Genomic DNA, 20,778 nt, shown 5'->3' with positions numbered 1-20,778 from the left:
TTCTGTCACTATCGATCCTTGATTTATGCGTCAGGTGGATAGACGGAAGTTTGTCAGTGGAATTGGTGCTGCTGCGCTCGCAGGCGTGGCGGGATGTAGCGGTGGAAACGGCGGTGACTCGGGTGGGGACTCGAGTGGTGACTCAGGGGGAGATTCGAGTGGCGACTCGAGCGGAGACTCGAGTGGCGACGGCGGCTCGGACGCTCCCGCACACACCGACCCGTCGACGTATCCCGACTTCGACCCGAGCAGTCCCGAGTTCCCGCAGTTGACCAGCACGCTCCTCGAGGCGGGGTTCGAGACCGGAGCGATGTCGGATCTCGAACGAATGCAGGAGAACCCGCGGGACGAGCCGCGCTACGGACAGCCGGTGGCGGAAACGCCGGAGGACGAAAGCGAATGGCTCGACCCCGACACGCTCGAGTTCTCCCTGACGCCCACGGAAGACCCGACCGTCTACGAGGAGACGCTCCGTCCCCTGCTCGACAACATCGAAGAGGAGACGGGCAAAGAGGTCAATTACGCCTCCCTCGACTCCTACGCGGCGCAGGTCGAAGCGATGCGCTCCGAACGGCTCCACCTGGCCGGATTCTCGACGGGCGCGGTCCCGTACGCGGTGAACATCGCTAACGCGGTCCCGTTCTCGGTCCAGATCGACGGCAGCGGCGAAAACGGCTCGTTCGGCTACCGCCTCTGGCTGATCACGCAGGTCGACAATCCGGATATCGGCTCGCTCGAAGACCTCGCTGGCGATCCGATGGAGAACGTCGCCCACGCGGATCCGTCCTCGAACTCCGGGAACCTCGCCCCGCGCGCGCTGTTCGCGAACGAGGGCGTCGTGCCCGAGGAAGACTACGAGGTCAGCTACTCCGGCGGCCACCAGCAGAGCTCTCTCGGCGTCGCAAACGACGACTACGAGGCGGCCCCGGTCTGTTCAACGTGTTACGCTCGCGTCGCTCGCGACGATCAGCTCGATCCGACGCAGATCAAGGCCATCTGGGCGTCAGATCCATTCCCGACGACGGCGTTCTCCTACGTCAACACGCTCCATCCCGACATTCAGGAAGGCGTCCGCGCGGCGTTCCTCGATTACGATTACCAGGGTACCACGATCGCCGAGGAGTTCGAGGGCCGCGGTACGTGGGTCGAGATCGACTACGCGACGGTCTGGGACATCATCCTCCAGATCCAGGAGTCGCTCGAAGTCGAGTACGAGACGGGTAACCTCTCGGAGTAACGTCGGTTCTCTACCCGTTTCCTTAGCAACGCATTCACGATATCGACGACACATTAGATATGCTCTCAGTAACTGACTTACAGAAAACGTACCCGTCCGGCGACGAGGCCCTGAAAGGCGTCTCTCTCGAGGTCACCGGCAGCGAAACGGTGGCGATGATCGGCCCGAGCGGTGCCGGGAAAAGTACGTTCATCCGCTGTGTGAATCGGCTCACCGAACCGTCCGGCGGGAGCGTCGAGCTCGACGGACTGGAGCTCACCGGACTGTCCGGGAAAAAGCTCCGGAACGCGCGCCGCGACATCGGGATGATCTTCCAGGAGTACAACCTCATCGAGCGGCTCACGGTGATGGAAAACGTCCTTTCGGGGCGGCTCGGCTACGTTAGCACTTGGAACGCGTTCCGACGGAACTTCGACGGCGACGATATCGAGCGCGCCTACGAGGTGTTAGAGCGCGTCGGTCTCGACGGCCACGAGAACAACCGGGCCGACGAGCTCTCCGGCGGGCAGCGACAGCGTGTCGGAATCGCCCGGGCGATCCTCCAACGGCCGAAGATTCTGCTCGTCGACGAGCCGACGAGCAGCCTCGATCCGGAATCGTCCAGAGCGGTGATGGACCTGCTGACCGAGATCGCCGCCGAGGACGACATTCCAGTCCTGATCAACATCCACGAAGTCGACCTCGCAGAGGAGTACGCCGACCGGATCGTCGGCCTCCGCCTCGGCGAGAAGGTCTTCGAGGGAACGCCCGCCGATCTCGACGAGACCGCCCGCGGGCAGATCTACCGCGGCGAAGAGATCCCGGAGGGCGCTGGTCCGACGGGGAAAGTGGCCGCGGAAGCCGGGGACGTCGGGGGCGTTTCCAGCGACGAAGGCGAAATAAGACGTAGCTAATATGGCCACGAAACAAACGGACCGTCGATCCTGGACTCGCCCGACGGCGTTCTACAACCACTACGTGAAGTGGGCGGTGTACGTGATCATCGCGGTCTTCCTCCTGTGGAGCGCGTGGAATATGCGGATTTCGATGGCGCGAGTGATGGACGGGTGGGACGCCGCCGTCGGCCTCGTCAACGGGATGTTCCCGCCCGAGTACACCACGGAGTTCAAAAACGAGCTGTTGATCGAGGGACTCATCGAGAGCCTCGCGATGTCGGTCATCGCGACGATCGTCGGCGTGATCATCTCGATTCCGGTCGCCTTCATGGCCGCCGAGAACATCGCCCCGAAACCCGTCTACTGGGTTGGCCGGGGGATCATCACCGTCTCGCGGTCGTTCCACGAGCTCATCATCGCGATCATCGCCGTCAAGGCCGTCGGCATCGGCGCGCTCGCTGGCGTGATCGCACTCTCCTACAAGACGGTCGGCTTCTTCGCGAAACTGCTCGCCGAGGAGATCGAAGACATCGACAGCGGTCAGATGGAGGCCACCGAGGCCACCGGTGCGAACCGAACCCAGACGATGCTCTTCGGCGTCCTCCCGCAGGTGATGCCGCGCATCGTCGGTCTGACGATCTACCGCTGGGACATCAACATCCGACACAGCACGATCGTCGGCATCGTCGGTGCTGGCGGGATCGGTGCGACGCTGCTGAACTCCTTCGACCAGTACGACTACGACTTCTTCCTGTTGATCATCATCGCGATCATCGCCATCGTGATGGTCGGTGAACTGATCAGCACCTACATCCGGGGGCGGATACAATGACCGATTACCGGACGTGGGAACGGCGGACACCGCGACAGCGGCTCCTCCGTTATCTGGCCGGACTGCTCACCATCGTCGCCGCCGCGGTTTCCTGGCGGTTGCTGCGGATCAACTACGACTACATCGGGACCGCGCCGACGGAGTTTATGGATCTGATCAACCGGATGTATCCGCCGAACGTCGGTTACACCGGGCAGATCGTCTCGCCGATGATCGAGACGATCCATATCGCGATCCTCGGGACCACGCTGGCGGTGCTGCTGTCGATCCCGGTCGCGCTACTCGGTGCGGAGAACACGACGCCCAACAGGCTGAGCTTCCTCCTCGGAAAGTTCATCATCTCCGCGTCGCGGTCGGTGAACGTGATCATCTGGGCGCTGGTCTTCGTCATCATCTTCGGATCGGGCGCGCTCGCCGGGACGCTCGCGATCGCCGTTCGCTCGATCGGCTTCTGTTCGAAGCTGATCGCCGAATCGATCGAAGAGATCGATCCCGGACAGGTCGAGGCGGTCAAAGCGACCGGCGCGAACTCGATCGAGGCCGCGATCTACGGTATCCTCCCGCAGGTCAAGCCCACGCTCATCGGCGTCTCCACCTACCGATGGGACATCAACGTGCGCGCATCGACGATCATCGGGTTCGTCGGCGCGGGCGGCATCGGCGTCGAACTCAACACGTCGATCAACTTCTTCGCGTGGCAGCAGGTGCTCACGATCCTGCTCGCGATTCTCGTGATCGTCGTCTTCAGCGAGGTCGTGTCGGCGTATCTGCGTCGGAAGGCCCGCTGAAACCGATCCGGGACCGCAGTTTCCGTATTCTTCCGCACCGATGCGGTGAAATCCCGTTTCTGCTCGCAGTATTCGCTGTGCAGTAAGAGCTATTCAGTGGGCGTGAGAGACGGATACGGTATGAGAAACACACACGGTATGAGGGATCGACGAGTTGCCGGAGCCCGATTGCGGCTTGCGGACGATCGGAGGCCCTGACGTGCGAGCGATCGCACACCGCGGCTGTATGGCGCAGTATCCCGAAAACACGCTCGAAGCCTTTCGAGCGTCGAGCGCGGTCGTCGAGATGATCGAACTCGACGTCCGTCGATGCGGATCGGGAGAGCTGGTCGTCTTGCACGACGAGACGCTCGATCGCACGACCGACGCGACCGGCGGGGTCGCCTCGACGTCGCTCGACGAACTCCGAGACGTCTCCGTGCTCGGAACCGACGAGTCGCCCCCGCTGGTGTCAGAAGTTTTCGAGGCGGTTCCCCCAGACGTCGGACTCAACATCGAGCTGAAGGTGCAGGGAATCGCCGCCGACGTGGTCGACATCGCGAGCGAGTACGACCACGAGGTGATCGTCTCCTCGTTTGGTCCCGACACCGTCACTGATGCTCGAAAGGCGGGGGTATCGTCACTCGCGTTCCTGATCGACGACGACTTCGACGTCGGTTCGGCGCTCGACATCGCCGGGGATCTCGGCTGTGCGTACGTCCACCCACACGTGAATCTCTGTCTCGACACCGACATCGTCGAACGCGCGCACGAGCGGGGCTTCGACATCAACGCGTGGACGGCCGCGGACCGCGATACGGTCGGCGAACTCAGAGACCGCGGCGTCGACGGCGCGATAATCGGCGACTGTGAGTTGGCGGCGATCTGCAACGGCGAAGGGCGTTGTTAGCTGTGGAGCGGTTCCGCCGAGATCACAGGATCTGAACGGCGAGAACGCCAGCCAGCCCCAGAAGGGAGAGATACGCCGAGCGCTTCACCACCGGGGCGAACAGGTTTCGGTTGATGCCGACCGCGAGCCAGACCTTCACGAAGATACTCGCGAGCGTGCCAGCGAGCACACCTTGGGCCGCGACGGCCGGAGTGATCTGTCCGGTGCTCGCGAGCGAGACAGCGGTCGTCGTGGTCGTCCCGCTCGAGAGGAGGCCGCTGAGGAAGCTCGTCACCAGGAATCCAGCGGTGCCGAACATCTGCTGTGCGCCCGCGGTGATCACGAGCACGGCGAGAAACAGCGCACCGAACGTCAGCGCGTTCGCGCTGCTGAACGGGGAGTCGAGGTCGAGTTCGATGTCACCGCTCCAGTTGCGCTCGTAGCCGGTGAGCGCCACGCCGCCGACGGCGATGAGGCCCAGGGGGAGGCCGACGCTGAACGCGGACTGCGGGACGAACGCGACGACGATGATGAGGTTTCGGACCGCCATCGCGGCGTCGGCGACGAGGATCGTCGCCACCGCGAGATCGAGGATCCCCGCGTTGGTTTTCGCCCGATTGGCGATCTCGCCGATCACGGCCGTCGAGTTGACGAGGCCGCCGAAGAAGCCGGTGATCAGCATCCCTCGGCCGCCGTAGCGCTGCATAATCGCGTAGTTCGCGAAACCGATCGCACTGACCGCGATCACGAGCATCCAGATGAGTTGTGGATCGATCGCGTTCCACGGGCCGTACGTACCGGCCGGGAGGAGCGGGTAGACGACGAACGCGATGATCGCGAACTCGGCCGCACCGCGCACTTCCTCGTGGGAGAGCCGGTTCGCGAACGTGTGGAGTTCGCGTCGGAGGACCAACAGGAACGACGACGTGATCGCGATGACGACACCGACCAACAGAAGGTCCATCCCGACGAGCACGCCCACGACGTAGGCGACCAGCAGTGACGTCGACGTCGTCAGCGCGAGGCCCCCCTCATTCGATTCGTCGGACAGTTCGACGAGAATCCCGCGCGTACCGAGGAGGATACCCTGCGTGAGCACTAAGAGACCACCGAGCGCCAGTAAGACGGTGTGCCCGAGCGTCGCGGCCGCGACGCCGATGAGGCTCGTCAGGGTGAACGTTCGAATGCCCGCGGACTTGTTGGACCACTCGCGCTCTAAGCCGAGCAGCATTCCGAGCGCACCCGCGACGAAGAGGTTGAAGACGTCCGCGTTGATCGGGACGCTCTCCGGTCCGAGCTGCAGCATCACAACCGCTTCCCCCGAGCGCGTCGACGTAGATAGAACATATTGGTATATACTGGTATTTTCTCTATTTAGGCTATATAGTCAATGGGCTTAATTCTTCCGAGCTATCAAGTTTAGGGTCGCCGAAACTTCGAAAGGGATTTTATCCTTTAGGGTGGCCTAAATCGTATGGCAAATCGAGGCGACAACGGGATTTCGCGACGCGACGTGTTGCAGTACGGCACAGGAATCACAACGGCCGGGCTCCTCGCCGGATGTCTCGGGGGCGGATCCGACGGCTCCACCGAGTCGGCGGCCGGGAGTGCGGACGGGGAGTCAACGACGGGACCGTCTGGGACGGGATCAGAGACGTCGGAGTCGACGGAGGCGGATTCGACCGCTGAATCCACGTCGTACTCCGTCGAAATCGAACCCGTCGGCGAGGTCTCCTTCGCGGAGGTACCCGAAACCTGGGTCGCCAACAACGGAAGCTGGGCCGATATGGGAATCGCACTCGGACAGGAGCCGCCGAAGGGCGTCTGGCTCCCGAGCAGATACCACACGCACTACTACGACCGGATCCCGGGAGTGAGCGTCGAAGGGGACGCCATCGAGCAACTCTGGGGGGACGGCGGCGTCGGCAAGGAGCAGTTCTACGAACTCGATGCAGACGTCCACGTCTTCGATCCGAACTTCCTGCGGAACCGCGGGGAGTGGTCCCAGGACGACATTGACCGACTGGAGACGCAGCTCGGCCCGATATTCGGAAACAGCATCTTCTCGCGGACGTACGCCTGGCACGACGATTACCGGTATTACACGCTGTATGAGGCCTTCGAGAAACTCGCCGAGGTCTTCCAGGAAAGAGAGCGCTTCGAGGCCTTCGAGGCGGTCCACGACGACTTCCAGTCGACGCTGACGTCGATTGTTCCGGCACGGGGCGAACGCCCCTCGGCGGCGGTCGTCTGGGGCGGCGGCGACGAGCCGGAGTCGTTCTACCCGTACGTTCAGAGCGAGGGAACAAGCTTCAAGCACCTGAACGATCTCGAAGTCGGCGACGCGCTCGCGGAAACCGACGTCAAGGACTTCCACAGCAGCCGCGGTGCCATCGACTACGAGACGCTCCTGGACGTCGATCCCGAGGTGCTCCTCGTTCGCGGGCAGGAAGCGAAGACCGCCGAAGAGTTCCGCGACACGGTACTCGCGTTCATGGAGAGTCACGACGTCGCGAGCGAACTCACCGCGGTCGGAAACGGCGACGTCTACCGCGCGGGGCCGCTGTATCAGGGTCCGATCACCAACCTCGTCGTGACCGAACGGCTGGCGCGGACGCTGTACGACGTCGACGAGGAGTTGTTCGACGGGGAGCGGGTCGCCGAAATTGTGAACGGAGACGCCTGAATATGACCGCGAAGGACGTGAAGACACCCACCCGCCGTCGGTACCTGAAGTTCGGAAGTGCCGCCCTCACGGCGGGGTTGCTAGCGGGCTGTACGGGCGGCAGCGGCGGCGAGCCAGCGGACGATGCGAAAGGAGAGTCCACCGAAACCGCCACGTCGACGAGCGCGACGACGCGTCCGGACGAGTCGCACGTGGTGGCGATGGAGCCCGTCGGCGAGGTCACGTTCGAGAGGGTCCCCGAGCGGTGGCTCCCGTACACCGGCGATTACGCCGATATGGGCGTGGCACTCGGACAGGGCGACGGCCTCGCCGGGATCGGCGTTCGCGCCCGCTTCGGGACACACCACTACGACGAACTGCCCGGGGTCGACGTCGATGCCGCGTCTCTCACGGAACTGTGGCAGGGGGGCACGGGCAAGGAACTCTTCCACGAAATCGACGCCGACGTCCACGTCATCGATCCGAATTTTATGATCAACCGACTGCAGTGGAGCCAGTCGGACGTCGACGAGATCGAAGCCGCCGTCGCGCCCTTCTTCGGGAACACGGTCTTTACGAGGGTGTACGACTGGCACGACTACGAGTACTACTCGCTGTATGAAGCCTTCGAGAAGCTCTCTCACCTGTTCGACGAGCGCGAGCGCTTCGAGGCGTTCGAGCGCTACCACGGCGAAGTACTCGCAGACGTCGAATCGCGGCTCCCGCCGTCGACGCCCGATCTCGCGGTTCTGTACCCTGCGGAGTTGCCGCCGGAGTCGTTCTATCCCTACCTCGTCGGTGAGGGTTCGCAGTCGAAACAGTGGCGAGACCTGCGGGTTGGCGACGCGCTCGCACAGCACGGCGTCACCGACGCGCAGGCCGGTGGCGGCACAGTCGACTACGAGGCGCTCCTGGAGATCGATCCCGACGCGATCGCCGTCCGAATTCAGGGGGAAATCTCCGAGGAGTACTTCCGGGAGAACGTCGTCGCCCACATGGAATCGCACGACGTCGCGAGCCAGCTCACGGCCGTGCAGGACGGTCGCGTGTTCTACGGCGGATTGACCTATCAGGGGCCGATTATTCACCTGTTCCAACTCGAGGAAGCTGCCCGGGGGCTCTACCCGGAGCGGTTCGGTGAGGAGGAACTGTTCGATCGACAGCGAGTCGCAAACATCGTGACGGGGGCGTTCGAGTCGTGAGGCACCGGGCGGCCGCCGCGCGGTCGGTGGGAGCCGTTTCGACAGCGCATCGATCCGTTCACAGCGCAACCAGCCCGACGGTGGAACGGACACAGTATGCGTGAGGAGACCGCTTCGAGGCCGGAATCGACCGCACCGCGGGAGCGGTTGCTCGACCACGTCGACGGGGCGCTCGCGACGCTCTGTCTCGGGAGCGTCCTGGTCGTCGTCGCGGGCGGGCTCGTCCAGGTGAGCTTCGGCTCGTACTCGATGACCCCCATACAGGCCTGGCAGGCGGTGTTCAATCCCGACGTGATCTTCGATCTCCGCGCGTGGGAGGCGTTCCTCCTGGATGCGGACCTGCCGGAGATGGAACAACGGAGCCTCATCGTCTGGAACATCAGGCTTCCGCGCGTGTTCGTCGCCGTCGCGGTCGGGATGAACCTCGCCGTTTCCGGAGCGATCTTCCAGGCCGTGACGCGAAACGAGCTCGCGAGCCCGTTCATCCTCGGCGTCTCCTCGGGCGCGGGGCTGCTGATCTTGCTCACGCTCGTCGTGTTTTCGGGGCTCTCCGCGTTCTTGCCGCTCGTGGCCTCGGTCGGCGGCGCGGTCGCGTTTCTCATCGTCTACGCGATCGCCTGGAAGAACGGCACCTCGCCGGTGCGGCTCGTGCTCGCGGGCGTGATCGTCGGGACCGTCTTCCAGTCGTTGCAGACGGGACTGTTCTTCTTCGCCGACGATATCGGCGTGGTCCAGTCGGCCATCGCGTGGACGACCGGCTCGCTGACCGGCACCGACTGGGAACAGGTCCGGATGGCGCTGCCGTGGACGATTGTCGCGATGGGGCTGTCGCTCCTGGGCGCGCGGCAGTTGAACGTCCTGCTCCTCGGCGAGCAAACGGCGCGGTCGCTCGGAATGTCGGTCGAGAAGGTCCGCTTCGCGCTCTCCGGCGTCGCCGTTCTCGCGGCCGCAGCGAGCATCGCCGTCGCCGGGATCGTCGGCTTCGTCGGACTGATCGTCCCGCATATGGTCCGCAACATCGTCGGCAGCGAGTACCGGAAGCTGATCGTCGGCTGCCTGTTCGCCGGTCCGGCGCTGATGGTCGCCGCCGACGTCGGCGCTCGGCTCGGGCTGGGACTGCTCGTGGGCGCGTCGGTGCAGATTCCCGTCGGGATCGTCACGGGGCTCGTCGGCGGCCCGTACTTCCTCTATCTGATGCGGAAACAGGAGGCGCTGGGTGAGATCTGATGCAGTATCGAAAAATACGGAGTGAGGACTGATGCAGGGGAACGAGCGCGTCGGACGAGCGGATTCGGATGCAGACGCGAAGAGAAGGACAAACGCGAATGGGAAAACGGCCGCTCCGTCCGACAGCGTGGGAGCCACACCCACCGACGACGTGACGGCCAAATCGGCGGCCGACGCCGTCGAACTACAGGGCAAAGACCTCGAAATCGGCTATCCGGCGACGACGGAGCCCGTCGTCGAGTGCGAGCGCGTCCTGCTCCCAGCCGGAGAAGTGACCGCGCTCGTCGGACCCAACGGCAGCGGGAAGAGCACGCTGCTGAAGGCGATGGCGAATCAGTTGGCTCCCGACGCGGGGACGATCCGACTGGACGGGGAACACGTGCAGTCGCTCGATTCGAAGGAGCTCGCGCGACGCCTCGGCCTGCTCTCACAGGAACACGACTCCCCGGCGAGCCTCACCGTCGAGGAGCTCGCGTACCACGGCCGATACCCCCACCGGGGGTTCTTCGAATCCGTCGGCGACGACGACCGCCGCGCGGTCGAACGGGCGATCGAATTGGCGGGGGTCGAGCACCTCCGGGAGAAGTCGATGAAGAACCTCAGCGGCGGGCAAAAGCAGCTCGCGTGGATCGCGATGGTGCTCGCACAGGAGACCGACGTCCTCCTGCTCGACGAGCCGACGACGTACCTCGATCTTCACCACCAACTCCGCGTGATGGAAGTCGTCAGGACGCTCAACCGCGAGCAGGGTGTCACCGTCGGGATCGTCCTCCACGATATCGGCCAGGCCGCGCGCTTCGCGGACAACCTCATCGCGATGAAAGACGGCGAGCCCTACGACTGGGGCCCGCCGCGGGAGGTCGTCACCGAGGAACTGCTCTCGGAGGTGTTCCGCGTCGACGCCAGCGTCGACGCCGACAGCCCGACCGGTCCGCACATCGCGCCGCACCGCGCGATTGACGAGTAGCGGTCGGCGGAACCGCCGCGAACACCAGCACGCAATATGACAGAACCGACGCTCACAACCCTCCGAACCCGCATCGAAGCGCTCGCAAGCGACGGCGGCGCGTTCGCCGTCGTCTGCGGACGGACCGGCGAGCGGCCCGTGCCGGTCGTGGGATATCGCTTCGAGACTCGTCGCCGCGCCGAATTCGCGGCCCGCGCGGCGGAGCAGTACCGGACCGCGCTCCGTCGATACGACCCCGCGCTGCCGAGATACGACCTCATCGCCGTTGAGGGGCGGACCGAACCGGCGGGAATCGACGGTACCTCCCCCGCCGCAACGTCTGTCGCCGACGCGAAGCGGTGACCGGTCTCAAGTCAGGCCACTCGCGTCCAGCGCGGGTTGTGTTCTCGCGCCCCGCCGAAGAGTCAGTAGGATAGGATCGAATACAACTTAGTTTGTCTTACTTCAATTTGATTGGGTAAAGTTTATGCCGGGTCGTCGAATACGACATAGTGCGGTCAAGGTAGCACACCCACAATATGTGGGTTTACCCGCCAGGAGGAACGAAGAGTGACAACGATGGAGTGCCCCGACTGCGGACACGACCGGACGAGCGTTATCGACACGAGAAGCGGTGCGGACGGGACGACCGTCCGTCGCCGTCGCGAGTGCAGTCGCTGTTCGTTCCGATTCACGACCTACGAGCGCCCCGAGTGGGAGACGCTTCAGGTGAAGAAGCGAGACGGTTCGATCGAGCCGTTCGACGCCGAGAAAATACGAGGCGGCGTCGAGCGCGCCGTCGAGAAGCGACCGGTGAGCGACGACGACGTCGATCGGCTGATCGAGGACATCCAACGCGAACTCCGCGAGCGGGGAACGCGTATCGTCTCCTCGAAGCTCGTCGGCGAACTGGTCTCCGAGAACCTCCGAGCGATCGACTCCGTCGCGTACATCCGATTCGTCTCGGTGTACAAGGCGTTCTCCGACCCCGAGGAGTTCGTCCGCGAACTGGATCAGATTCTCGACGAAGAGTTAGACGGTGACAAAGATTCCGGGGCGAGAAGCGGAGCCGATGCGGGCCGGAACGCCGACGAAAACCGACGCACGGACCACAGCCGAAGCAGAGACGAGAGCGAAGCATCGAACGAAACCGACGCGTACCCGGGATCGCGGGCGGACCGCGACTCCGGTGCAGATCACGACTTATCGACAAATGGCTAGCGCATCAACGACACGACACGCGGAGTTGCGAGAGAGACTGGACAGAGCGCGACGCGGCCACGAGGGCGTCGTCGACGACGACACCGCCGCCGAGTTGGAACGAGAGGCGGCGCGCGACCTATACGAGGGCGCTTCCCGCGAGGAGGTGTACGAGGCGCTCATCAACGTGACGACGGCACGGATCGAGCGCGATCCCGCCTACAAGCGAGTCGCCGCCGACCTTCACTTCGATCGGTACTTCCACGAGGTGACCGACGAGGAGCCGATCGACCTCGAATCCGAGGGGGCGACCGGGGATTACGAGACGATTTACAGAGAGACGTTCACCGAGAACGTCGAACGCGGCGTGGACGTCGACCGCCTCGACAAGCGGCTGGTCGACGGTCGTTTCGATCTCGACGCGCTGGCCGCGGCGCTCACGCTCGACCGCGACCGGAAGTTCGAGTACCTGGCGGCGTCGACGCTGACGCAGCGGTATTTCCTCCGCGTCGAGCAGGACGGTGAGCCGCTCGAACTCCCGCAGGCTTTCTGGATGCGGGTCGCGATGGGTCTCGCTATCGAGGAGGACGACCCACAGAAGCGAGCGCTCGAATTCTACGAGATACTCTCGACCCACCGGTTCACGCCCTCGACGCCGACGCTGTTCCACAGCGGGACGACCCATCCGCAGCTGTCCTCCTGCTATCTAACGACCGTCGAGGACGACCTCGAACACATCTTCGACTCCTACAAGCACCACGCGCAGCTCTCGAAGTGGAGCGGCGGTCTCGGCAACGACTGGACGAACCTCCGCGCGGCGGGCGCGCTCATCCAGAGCACCGGCGTCGAGTCCACCGGAACGGTCCCGTTCCTGAAGATCAGCAACGACGTCACCGCCGCGATCAACCGCTCGGGGAAGCGCCGGGGGGCCGCCTGCGCGTATCTGGCGTGCTGGCACCTCGACTTCCCGGAGTTCCTCGACCTCCGGCGGAACACCGGCGACGAGCGACGGCGCACCCACGATATGAACACCGCGGCGTGGGTGCCGGATCTCTTTATGAAGCGCGTCGAGGCCGACGAGCAGTGGACGCTCTTCTCACCCGACGAAGTGCCCGACCTTCACGAGACCTACGGCGAGGAGTTCGAGGAACTGTATCGCGAGTACGAAGCGCAGGCCGAGGCGGGCGACCTCCGGCAGTACGAGCGCGTCGACGCCGCCGACCTGTGGCGGACGATGCTCACGCGGCTCTTCGAGACGGGCCACCCGTGGATCACGTTCAAGGAGCCCTGCAACGTCCGCTCGCCGCAGGATCACGTCGGCACCGTTCACTCCTCGAACCTCTGTACGGAGATCACGCTCAACACCAGCGCCGACGAGACGGCGGTCTGTAACCTCGGCAGCGTCAACCTCGCGAACCACGTCGCCGACGAAAACACGGATCGAAAGGGCGGCGAGAACGCGGGTCGTGAAGGAGACGGGAACACGCACCGCGAAGGCGATGGAAGCGAATCCGCCGATCTCGACCGCGAGAAGCTCTCGGAGACGATCGAGACCGCGATGCGGATGCTCGACAACGTCGTCGACCTCTGTTTTTATCCCACGGAGGAGGCCGAACGCTCGAATATGCGGCACCGACCGATCGGGCTCGGCGTAATGGGCTTTCACGACGCGCTGATGCGAGTCGAGACGCCGATGAGTACTGAAAAAGCGATCGAGCGGGCGAACCGCTGGCAGGAGTTCGTCTCCTATCACGCGATCCTCAACAGTTCGCGGCTGGCGAAGGAACGCGGCCCCTACGAGACCTTCGAGGGGAGCAAGTGGGACCGCGGGATCTTCCCGCAGGACACCGTCGATCGGCTCGAAGCCGAGCGCGGTCGAGAGATCCCGACGGATCGATCAGAGACGATGGACTGGGGTCGCGTTCGCGAGCACGTCGCCGAGTACGGGATGAGAAATTCAAACACGATGGCCGTCGCGCCGACGGCGACGGTCTCGACGATCAACGGCACCACCCCATCGATCGAGCCCATCTACTCGAACCTCTACGTGAAGTCGAACATGAGCGGCGACTTCACGGTCGTCAACGACCACCTCGTCTCCGAGCTACAACAGCGGGATCTCTGGAACGCCGAGATGCTCGACCGAATCAAGTTCCACGACGGCTCGATCCAGGAGATCGAGGAGATTCCGGAAGACCTCAGAGAGCTGTACCGCGGTGCGTTCGAGATCGACCCGCGGCACCAACTCCGGCTCACGGCCCACCGTGGGCAGTGGATCGATCAATCGATCTCTCACAACGTCTTCTTCCCGAGCACCGACGGCTCGTTGCTCGACGACGTCTACAAGACGGCGTGGCGGCTCGGAATCAAGACGACGTACTACCTCCGGACGCTGGGCGCATCACAGATCGAGAAATCGACGCTCGATATGGCGGAGTACGGTCGGACGCAACGCCGCGGCGTTGGGACGGCCGATACATCGAGGGACGGATCCGATGACACGGCGGATGACGCTTGCGACGTCGGCAGCGCCGACAGCGACCTCCCGGGCGTCGAAGATCCGACCTGCGAGGCCTGCCAGTGAGGTGACCGCGTATGCCACTACTCAACCACGACGCCGAACACGACCCGAACAAGATCCTGCCGATCGACTACGACTGGGCGCGCGAGTACTACCGCGACGGCGTCGCCAACAACTGGGTCCCCGAGGAGATCCCGATGCAGGAGGACATCACCCAGTGGAACGGCGACGACCTCACCGACTCCGAACGACAGCTCGTCGAGTGGAACCTCGGCTTCTTCTCGACCGCGGAGTCGCTGACTGCGAACAACATCGTCCTCGCGATCTACGAGTACGTCACCGCGCCGGAGTGTCGGCAGTACCTCCTCCGGCAGGCCTACGAGGAGGCGATCCACACGGACACGTTCATCTACTGCTGTGACTCGCTCGGCTTCGACCCCGAGTACCTCTACGGGATGTACGACCGCATCCCCTCGATCCGCGAGAAGGACGATTTCGTCGTCGATCTCACGCGGAACGTCGACGACCCGCAGTTCCGACTGGAGGGGACAGAGGACGTCCGCGACCTCCTGCGGGATCTCGTCGGCTTCTACGTCGTGATGGAGGGCGTGTTCTTCTACGCCGGGTTCGCGATGATGCTCGCGCTGAAGCGCAGGAACCGAATGGTCGGCATCGGCCAGCAGTTCGAGTACATAATGCGCGACGAGTCGCTGCACGTCGGCTTCGGCGTCGACCTCATCAACCAGATCCGCAGGGAGCACCCCGAGGCGTGGACCGAGGAGTTCGGCGCGGAGGTGCGCGACCTGATCGAGACCGCCGTCGACCTCGAAGCGACGTACGCACGGGAAGCCTGCCCCGAGGACGTTCTCGGAATGGGACCCGAGCAGTTCGTCGAGTACGTCGAACACGTCGCTGATCGCCGACTCGGGCAGTTGGATCTCGAGGAGAGCTACGGCACCGACAACCCGTTCCCGTGGATGAGCGAGGCGGTCGATCTGAACAAAGAGAAGAACTTCTTCGAGACGCAGGTGACCGAGTACCAGACCGGCGGCTCCCTGGAGTGGTGAGAGCGACGATTTCCAGGAGGGGAGAGAACCCTCCCGTCACTTCCGGTCGAGCGACGAGTCGAGGACTTCGATCCGTCGCCGACACGCGCGGTTGCCCCGAACCAGCGCGTCGAGCGCGGGGTAGGTGACGTCGCGGTCGCCGAAGAGGTACTCGACGACGGTGTCGTGGGCGATTCCCGCCTTCACCTCCGAGGCCGTCATCGCCGAGAGCGTCGATTGACGCTCTCGGAGCGCGCGAGAGAGATCCGCTTCCAGCGATGCCGCACGTCGCCGTCGATCCCACAGTTCCTCGTCGGTCGAGAGCAGGAGAACCGACTCATCGACCGTCGGAAGCTTCCGGTCGACGCGCTTGAGCAGTCCGGTCGCCTCGTCGAGGGAATCGCGCTCGCGCGTCAGCGCGCGGAGCATCACCCGATTCTCGGCGACGCGCTGGTCGGCGCGTTCGAGGATCGCCCGCCGAAGCGGTTCGGTGAATTGATTCCCACCACCCTCAGCGGCGAGCGCGAGCGCGACCTCCGCGCTCAGCTCCGAGGCGATTGTCGCCTTGACGCTCCCGGCCTCGTCGTCGACGTGCGGGAGGACGTACTCCTCGAACGCGGATCGAACGCGACGACACTGGTCGTTCGTCGTCGTCGCGAGAGTCGTCGTCGAGCCAGTCGACCACCCCGGTGTGGCCGAAACGGTACGGGTAGTCGACCCGCCTCCGACGCTTCGGTCGGCCTCCAACGCGGCGACAGTCTGTCTGAACTGCTCGAAGCCGCGCTGCTGACGCTCCGTCTCGCGGCGTTCGTCGCGGACGGCCCGCCGCGCGGCCGTCAGGTCGCGAACGGCGTCGTCGATGTCAGCCATATTTTTAGGTATGCCTAAAGAGAGATAATCGTTACGACCCTCCAAGGAAGCGGGGCAACGGCTCAATACCGTGACCCACGGTACTGACACGCGACCCGCGGACTTTTCCTCGCGCCGAACCGAGTATCGATATGCGCGCCGCAGTCTATCACGGCCCTCGCGACGTCCGCGTCGAAGACGTCGCCGAACCGGAGCTCGAATCGCCGACGGACGCACTCGTCCGCGTCACCCACACCGCCGTCTGCGGGTCGGACCTGTGGTTCTATCGGGGCGAGAGTGACCGGGACCCAGGTTCAGCCGTGGGTCACGAGCCGATGGGAATCGTCGAGGCCGTCGGCGACGACGTCCGCTCGGTCGAACCGGGCGACCGCGTCTTCGCCCCGTTTAAAGTCAGCTGTGGTTTCTGCGAGTTTTGTCGGAAGGGACTGCACACCTCCTGCGTCAACGGCGACGGCTGGGGCGGCGACAACGGCGGCGCACAGGGCGAGAAGATCCGCTGCCCGCACGCCGACGGCACGCTCGTCCGGGTGCCGGACCGCTACGCCGACGACGAGGACGCCCTCCGATCGCTGCTCCCGCTGACGGACGTGATGGGGACGGGCCACCACGCGGCGGTCAACGCGGGCGTCGGAACCGGCGACACCTGCGTGGCCGTCGGCGACGGGGCCGTCGGGCTCTGCGGCGTCCTCGCGGCGCGCCGTCTCGGCGCGGAGCGGATCATCGCCGTCGGTCACCACGACGACCGACTCGAACTCGCGGCGGAGTTCGGAGCGACCGATCTCGTCTCCGAGCGCGGCGACGAGGCGGTCGAACGCGTTCGGGAGCTGACGAACGGCGGCGCGAACCACGTGTTAGAGTGCGTCGGCGCGGCCTCGTCGATGGAGACGGCCGCGGCGGTCTGTCGGCCGGGCGGAACCGTCGGCTACGTCGGCGTCCCGCACGGCCTCGACGGCGGCTTGGACCTCTTCGGCTTCTTCGGCGACAATATCGCGCTCCGCGGCGGCGTCGCTCCCGTGCGCGCGTACGCGGAGGAGTTGATGGATGACGTGTTGCAGGGGACGCTCGACCCCGCTCCCGTCTTTACGAAGACCGTCGAACTGGAGGACGTCGCCGAAGGATACCGCGCGATGGACGAGCGCGAGGAGATCAAGGTGCTCGTCGAAGTCGAGTAGGCCGCGCGGGGTGAGCCGTCGGCCGGTATCCGGTCACGCCACCGACGGCTCCGAGAGGACGACAGTCCGTATCAGTTCACGCCGCCGACGCCCGAGGCCGCATCGGGGAGGTCGTACGGATCGGCGTCAAGCCCGAGCGCTTCGAGCGCGGCCGCGAGGTGTTCGTCTTTCGCGTAGTCCGCGCCGTCTTCGACGCGTAGCTCTTGGGCTTTCGCGAGCACTTCGCCGCGGCGGTCGTCGGGGATGTCGTACTTATCGGTCGACAGTTCGATCACGAGACCGTTGTTGTCGTGGGTGTAGAGCGAAAAGAAGATCCCGCGGTCGAAGACGTTGTAGTTGCGTCCGGCGTCGTCGAGCGCGCCCGCGACGTCCTCGAAATCCTCCGGCGCAATGCTGAAACAGAGGTGATGGACGGATCCAGTGCCGCCGCGCTGCGGCCCGCGGTTCGAGGCGCGGTCCCCGACGAAAACGGTCAGAATTCTGCCGTCGCCGGTGTCGAAGAACAGATGCGTCTGTGAGGGATCGTCGAGGTTCGGCTGTCTGAGAACCAGCGGCATCCCCAGGAGGTCCCGGTAGAACGCCAGGGTGTCCTCCTCGTTGCTCCCCCAGATGGTGATGTGATCCGTGCCGGTCGTGTGGAATGGGCTGTCCGGTCGCTCGGCGGTGACTGGCGGTTCGTCGCTCATACCTTTGGTAGTGCGGCCACCGCCATAAGTGTCGGAGTGGCACCGATGTCACCGGCGTTCGATTCCCCCGACGCGACACCGGCCACTCGGTTCCCCGGACGCGGCACCGACGTCCGGATCCCCGAACACGACACCGACGACCGGTTCTATGGCGACGGTTACGCGTCGGCGTCGGTACCGACGAAGGTATCCCGTCGATACCGACACTGATCACAGAAGAACTGCGCGTATCCCGCGGGTTGAATCCCGTTGAACGACATTTCCTCGCCGCAGTCGGGACATGCCTTCGCGTCGACGCCCGGCGGCCGCTGTATCGACATACCCGGACGGAGCCGGTAAGTGTACATTACTCTGTCGATCTATAACGAACGATGGTTCGAAAATTGAGAGGAAGTCGGCAGCGAGTTCAGTACCGCGAGGGCAGGTACGCGAAGCCGATCATAAAGACGGCCGCGAGGAACGATAGGATGCTCACGCCCCACAGCCCGTTGGTCTGCGTCTGGACGCGGTCGATCTCGGCGGTTTGACGGTTGTAGTTCTCGAAGTCCTGCGTGAGCTGCATCGTCGATTCGTCGGGGAAGTACGCGAGGTACGTCTCCTCACCGAGCGTCACGTTCGCCTCGTTCTCGGCGGTGATCGTGTTCGTTCGGGGGGCGGCCCACGACAACTGGACCGCGTCGGTCGCCACGGAGTCGACAGTCGTCGTGTTCCCCTCGTAGTCGAGCGTGTCGCCTTCGGCGTACGATCGGGTTTCGGGCTCCGGGAAGTACTCGTCGGCCGGGACGAGTTCGGAGTCGTTCAGTACGACGTATCGCGTGCCGTTCTGCTCGACCGTTTCCTCGCTGGCGTCCGGGTCATCCTGCAGGATCGCGGTCTCGTTTATCTCTTCTTGCAGCGTGAACCCGGAGGGGTCGTCGCCGCTATCGACGAGGACTCGCCACTCCTGATCGTCGACGGTCTGCGTGGAGTCGTTCTCCCACGTCTCGGTGTACTCCGATGATTCCTCTGTGTACTGGAGTTCGCCAGTCGTGCCGGAGACGCTCGACACGGTGTAGGTCCGATCGCCGACTTGGAGCTGGTCGTCCTGTGCGAGTTCGTACTCGGGGCTGTCGAACTCGACTGTCGGCGTCTGCGCTGTCGCGATGAGCGAGTACGAAGCCGCACCGATAACGATGAAGAGTGCGACGTAGATCGCCGCGGCGCGTCGTTGCATATCTCCGGATTTGATCACGTGGCGTATAACGGTTACCGTTTCGCGGGAGGGTCACAGCGGACGAGAACAGCGATACGGTGGCGAGCGCGGGAGCTCATTCGTTCGCCAGCAAGTGTTTAGGGGTCGGGCCACATCGTAACGGAAAGCACGCTATGGAACCGAATGCGCTCCCGGTCAGCCCGGACACATTCTATCAGACCCTGGTCGAGAGCGCTGCGGAGGGAATGCTAACGATCGACGCCGACAGCACCATCGTGTACGCCAATCCCGCGATCGAAGACATTCTGGGATACACGCCCGAGGAGCTGATCGGGAGCTCGAAGATGAAGATCATTCCGGAGCGACTGCGACCGGTCCACGGCGCGGCGCTCGCGGCCTACGTCGACACCGGCGTCCGCAACATCGACTGGGCGGGCGTCGAACTCCCGGCGTTACACAAAGACGGTCACGAAGTCCCGACGCTCATCAGCCTGCGGGAACACACCCACGGCGGCGAACAGTATTTCACGGGGATCGTTCGCGACATCTCTGAGCGCCGTCGCCGTGAGGACGAACTCCGCGATCAGAAAGAGCGGCTCGACGAGTTCGCGGACATTCTCGCACACGACATTCGAAACCCGCTGTCGGTTGCGCGTGGATACACGGAACTGGCCACACAGCGCGAAGAGAGCCCCGAACTGAAACAGGTCCTCGACGCCCTCGACCGTATCGACCACCTCGTCGACGACGTATTGGCGCTGTCGCGCCAGGGGCGCTTCATCGGCGAAACGGAGGTCGTCGATCTCGAACGGTCCATTCGAGACTCCTGGCGGAACGTCGAAACCGGCGAAACAACGCTGCACGTGGAAGCTGACCTCGGGAGCATCACTGCGGACAGGAGTCGACTGGAAGAACTGTTCGAGAACCTCTTTCGGAATGCGATCGAACACGGAGCGCCGGACACTGAGACAACAGAACGGCGCGGTACTGTGGACGTCGGACGCCTCGCCGATCGAAACGGCTTCTACGTCGCAGACGACGGCCCCGGAATCCCGGACACCATCCGCGAGTCGATCTTCGAACACGGCTACTCCACGCAAGCGGACGGAACCGGCTACGGGCTCGCGATCGTGAAACAGATCGTCGACGCGCACGGCTGGGAGGTTTCGGTGTCCGATAACGAAGGCGCCGGGGCCAGATTCGAGATCAGCGGCGTCGAAAGCGAGCCGTAGGATCTCCCCCGTTCGATGGGCGCTGTCGCTCTCGAAGTGGGAGATACAAAAGCCAAGGGCCGGATTTGAACCGGCGGGGGTTCCGCTCTGCAGGCGGATGCGTTGGGCCGAACTCTGCCACCTTGGCGCAGCTTATTCTATTCCGTTTCGGCGTTTAAGCCTAGCGGTCCGCTACGAGCGCTCGTATCGATGCTCTTCACGGTTTCCCGCCCGGTGGTG

General features: G+C 64.2%; 19 protein-coding genes, 1 tRNA gene and 1 pseudogene. 15 read left to right on the top strand and 6 right to left on the bottom strand.

Features of this window, described 5'->3' with window-relative positions:
- Nucleotides 1-25 precede the first annotated feature (25 nt).
- From phnD to FJT57_RS13695, 5 genes are all read left to right on the top strand, one after another.
- Nucleotides 26-1,237, top strand: a complete 1,212-nt coding sequence (gene phnD, locus FJT57_RS13715; protein WP_144906186.1) for a phosphate/phosphite/phosphonate ABC transporter substrate-binding protein — start codon at nt 26-28, stop codon at nt 1,235-1,237.
- 59 nt (nt 1,238-1,296) lie between these two features.
- Nucleotides 1,297-2,130, top strand: coding sequence for a phosphonate ABC transporter ATP-binding protein (gene phnC, locus FJT57_RS13710; protein ID WP_144906184.1), 834 nt, complete (start codon nt 1,297-1,299; stop codon nt 2,128-2,130).
- Between the two features lies 1 nt (nt 2,131).
- Nucleotides 2,132-2,944 carry a phosphonate ABC transporter, permease protein PhnE gene (gene phnE / locus FJT57_RS13705; RefSeq protein ID WP_144906182.1) on the top strand — a complete coding sequence of 271 codons (813 nt, stop codon included), beginning with the start codon at nt 2,132-2,134 and terminating at the stop codon, nt 2,942-2,944.
- The gene (phnE, locus tag FJT57_RS13700) at nt 2,941-3,732 is read left to right on the top strand and encodes a phosphonate ABC transporter, permease protein PhnE (RefSeq protein WP_144906180.1); all 792 of its coding nucleotides are present in this window, start codon (nt 2,941-2,943) and stop codon (nt 3,730-3,732) included. The genes phnE (FJT57_RS13705) and phnE (FJT57_RS13700) overlap by 4 nt, the downstream gene beginning before the upstream one ends.
- A 199-nt stretch (nt 3,733-3,931) precedes the next feature.
- The gene (locus FJT57_RS13695; RefSeq protein WP_144906178.1) at nt 3,932-4,621 is read left to right on the top strand and encodes a glycerophosphodiester phosphodiesterase; all 690 of its coding nucleotides are present in this window, start codon (nt 3,932-3,934) and stop codon (nt 4,619-4,621) included.
- A gap of 22 nt (nt 4,622-4,643) precedes the next feature.
- Here the strand turns inward: FJT57_RS13695 and FJT57_RS13690 are convergent, their stop codons facing one another.
- Nucleotides 4,644-5,906: an MgtC/SapB family protein gene (locus tag FJT57_RS13690; protein WP_144906176.1), complete on the bottom strand. Its 1,263-nt coding sequence runs from the start codon at nt 5,904-5,906 to the stop codon at nt 4,644-4,646.
- 168 nt (nt 5,907-6,074) lie between these two features.
- Here FJT57_RS13690 and FJT57_RS13685 point away from each other — a divergent pair, with 168 nt between their 5' ends.
- The 8 genes and pseudogenes from FJT57_RS13685 to FJT57_RS13650 all read left to right on the top strand — a co-directional run bounded on the left by FJT57_RS13685 (nt 6,075) and on the right by FJT57_RS13650 (nt 15,428).
- Entirely contained in the window at nt 6,075-7,286 is a 1,212-nt protein-coding gene (locus FJT57_RS13685; RefSeq protein ID WP_144906174.1) for an ABC transporter substrate-binding protein, read from the top strand.
- A 2-nt stretch (nt 7,287-7,288) separates the two neighbouring features.
- On the top strand, nt 7,289-8,467 hold the full coding sequence (locus FJT57_RS13680; RefSeq protein WP_144906172.1) for an ABC transporter substrate-binding protein: 1,179 nt from the start codon (nt 7,289-7,291) through the stop codon (nt 8,465-8,467).
- A 96-nt stretch (nt 8,468-8,563) separates the two neighbouring features.
- Entirely contained in the window at nt 8,564-9,694 is a 1,131-nt protein-coding gene (locus FJT57_RS13675) for a FecCD family ABC transporter permease (protein WP_144906170.1), read from the top strand.
- A 31-nt stretch (nt 9,695-9,725) separates the two neighbouring features.
- On the top strand, nt 9,726-10,661 hold the full coding sequence (locus FJT57_RS13670) for an ABC transporter ATP-binding protein (protein ID WP_144906168.1): 936 nt from the start codon (nt 9,726-9,728) through the stop codon (nt 10,659-10,661).
- Nucleotides 10,662-10,697: 36 nt separating this feature from the next.
- Entirely contained in the window at nt 10,698-11,003 is a 306-nt protein-coding gene (locus tag FJT57_RS13665) for a DUF7552 domain-containing protein (protein WP_144906166.1), read from the top strand.
- Nucleotides 11,004-11,219: 216 nt separating this feature from the next.
- Nucleotides 11,220-11,678, top strand: a pseudogene (gene nrdR, locus FJT57_RS13660) (transcriptional regulator NrdR); the annotation flags it as partial.
- Between the two features lie 34 nt (nt 11,679-11,712).
- Entirely contained in the window at nt 11,713-14,424 is a 2,712-nt protein-coding gene (locus FJT57_RS13655) for a ribonucleoside-diphosphate reductase subunit alpha (protein WP_144906164.1), read from the top strand.
- A gap of 11 nt (nt 14,425-14,435) precedes the next feature.
- The gene (locus FJT57_RS13650; protein ID WP_144906162.1) at nt 14,436-15,428 is read left to right on the top strand and encodes a ribonucleotide-diphosphate reductase subunit beta; all 993 of its coding nucleotides are present in this window, start codon (nt 14,436-14,438) and stop codon (nt 15,426-15,428) included.
- 36 nt (nt 15,429-15,464) lie between these two features.
- Here FJT57_RS13650 and FJT57_RS13645 read toward each other — a convergent pair whose 3' ends face one another.
- Complete coding sequence (locus FJT57_RS13645; protein WP_144906160.1) at nt 15,465-16,277, bottom strand: DUF7260 family protein; 813 nt, start codon at nt 16,275-16,277, stop codon at nt 15,465-15,467.
- 131 nt (nt 16,278-16,408) lie between these two features.
- On the opposite strand from FJT57_RS13645, the gene FJT57_RS13640 reads away from it, so the two are divergent.
- Nucleotides 16,409-17,449 carry a zinc-dependent alcohol dehydrogenase family protein gene (locus FJT57_RS13640; RefSeq protein WP_144906158.1) on the top strand — a complete coding sequence of 347 codons (1,041 nt, stop codon included), beginning with the start codon at nt 16,409-16,411 and terminating at the stop codon, nt 17,447-17,449.
- Between the two features lie 71 nt (nt 17,450-17,520).
- On the opposite strand, the gene FJT57_RS13635 is transcribed toward FJT57_RS13640, so the two are convergent.
- From FJT57_RS13635 to FJT57_RS13630, 3 genes are all read right to left on the bottom strand, one after another.
- Nucleotides 17,521-18,135 carry a VOC family protein gene (locus FJT57_RS13635; RefSeq protein WP_144906156.1) on the bottom strand — a complete coding sequence of 205 codons (615 nt, stop codon included), beginning with the start codon at nt 18,133-18,135 and terminating at the stop codon, nt 17,521-17,523.
- A gap of 158 nt (nt 18,136-18,293) precedes the next feature.
- Entirely contained in the window at nt 18,294-18,455 is a 162-nt protein-coding gene (locus tag FJT57_RS16450) for an HVO_2142 family zinc finger protein (protein WP_162524365.1), read from the bottom strand.
- An 86-nt stretch (nt 18,456-18,541) separates the two neighbouring features.
- Complete coding sequence (locus FJT57_RS13630; protein ID WP_144906154.1) at nt 18,542-19,348, bottom strand: hypothetical protein; 807 nt, start codon at nt 19,346-19,348, stop codon at nt 18,542-18,544.
- A gap of 152 nt (nt 19,349-19,500) precedes the next feature.
- Here FJT57_RS13630 and FJT57_RS13625 point away from each other — a divergent pair, with 152 nt between their 5' ends.
- Nucleotides 19,501-20,559 carry a two-component system sensor histidine kinase NtrB gene (locus tag FJT57_RS13625; protein ID WP_144906152.1) on the top strand — a complete coding sequence of 353 codons (1,059 nt, stop codon included), beginning with the start codon at nt 19,501-19,503 and terminating at the stop codon, nt 20,557-20,559.
- 50 nt (nt 20,560-20,609) lie between these two features.
- Here FJT57_RS13625 and FJT57_RS13620 read toward each other — a convergent pair.
- Nucleotides 20,610-20,686, bottom strand: a tRNA-Cys gene (locus FJT57_RS13620).
- Between the last annotated feature and the right edge of the window lie 92 nt (nt 20,687-20,778).

This window comes from Halobellus captivus (genome assembly GCF_007655485.1).
Lineage (GTDB): Archaea > Halobacteriota > Halobacteria > Halobacteriales > Haloferacaceae > Haloquadratum > Haloquadratum captivum.
This window is presented reverse-complemented; position numbering and strand designations above follow the sequence as displayed.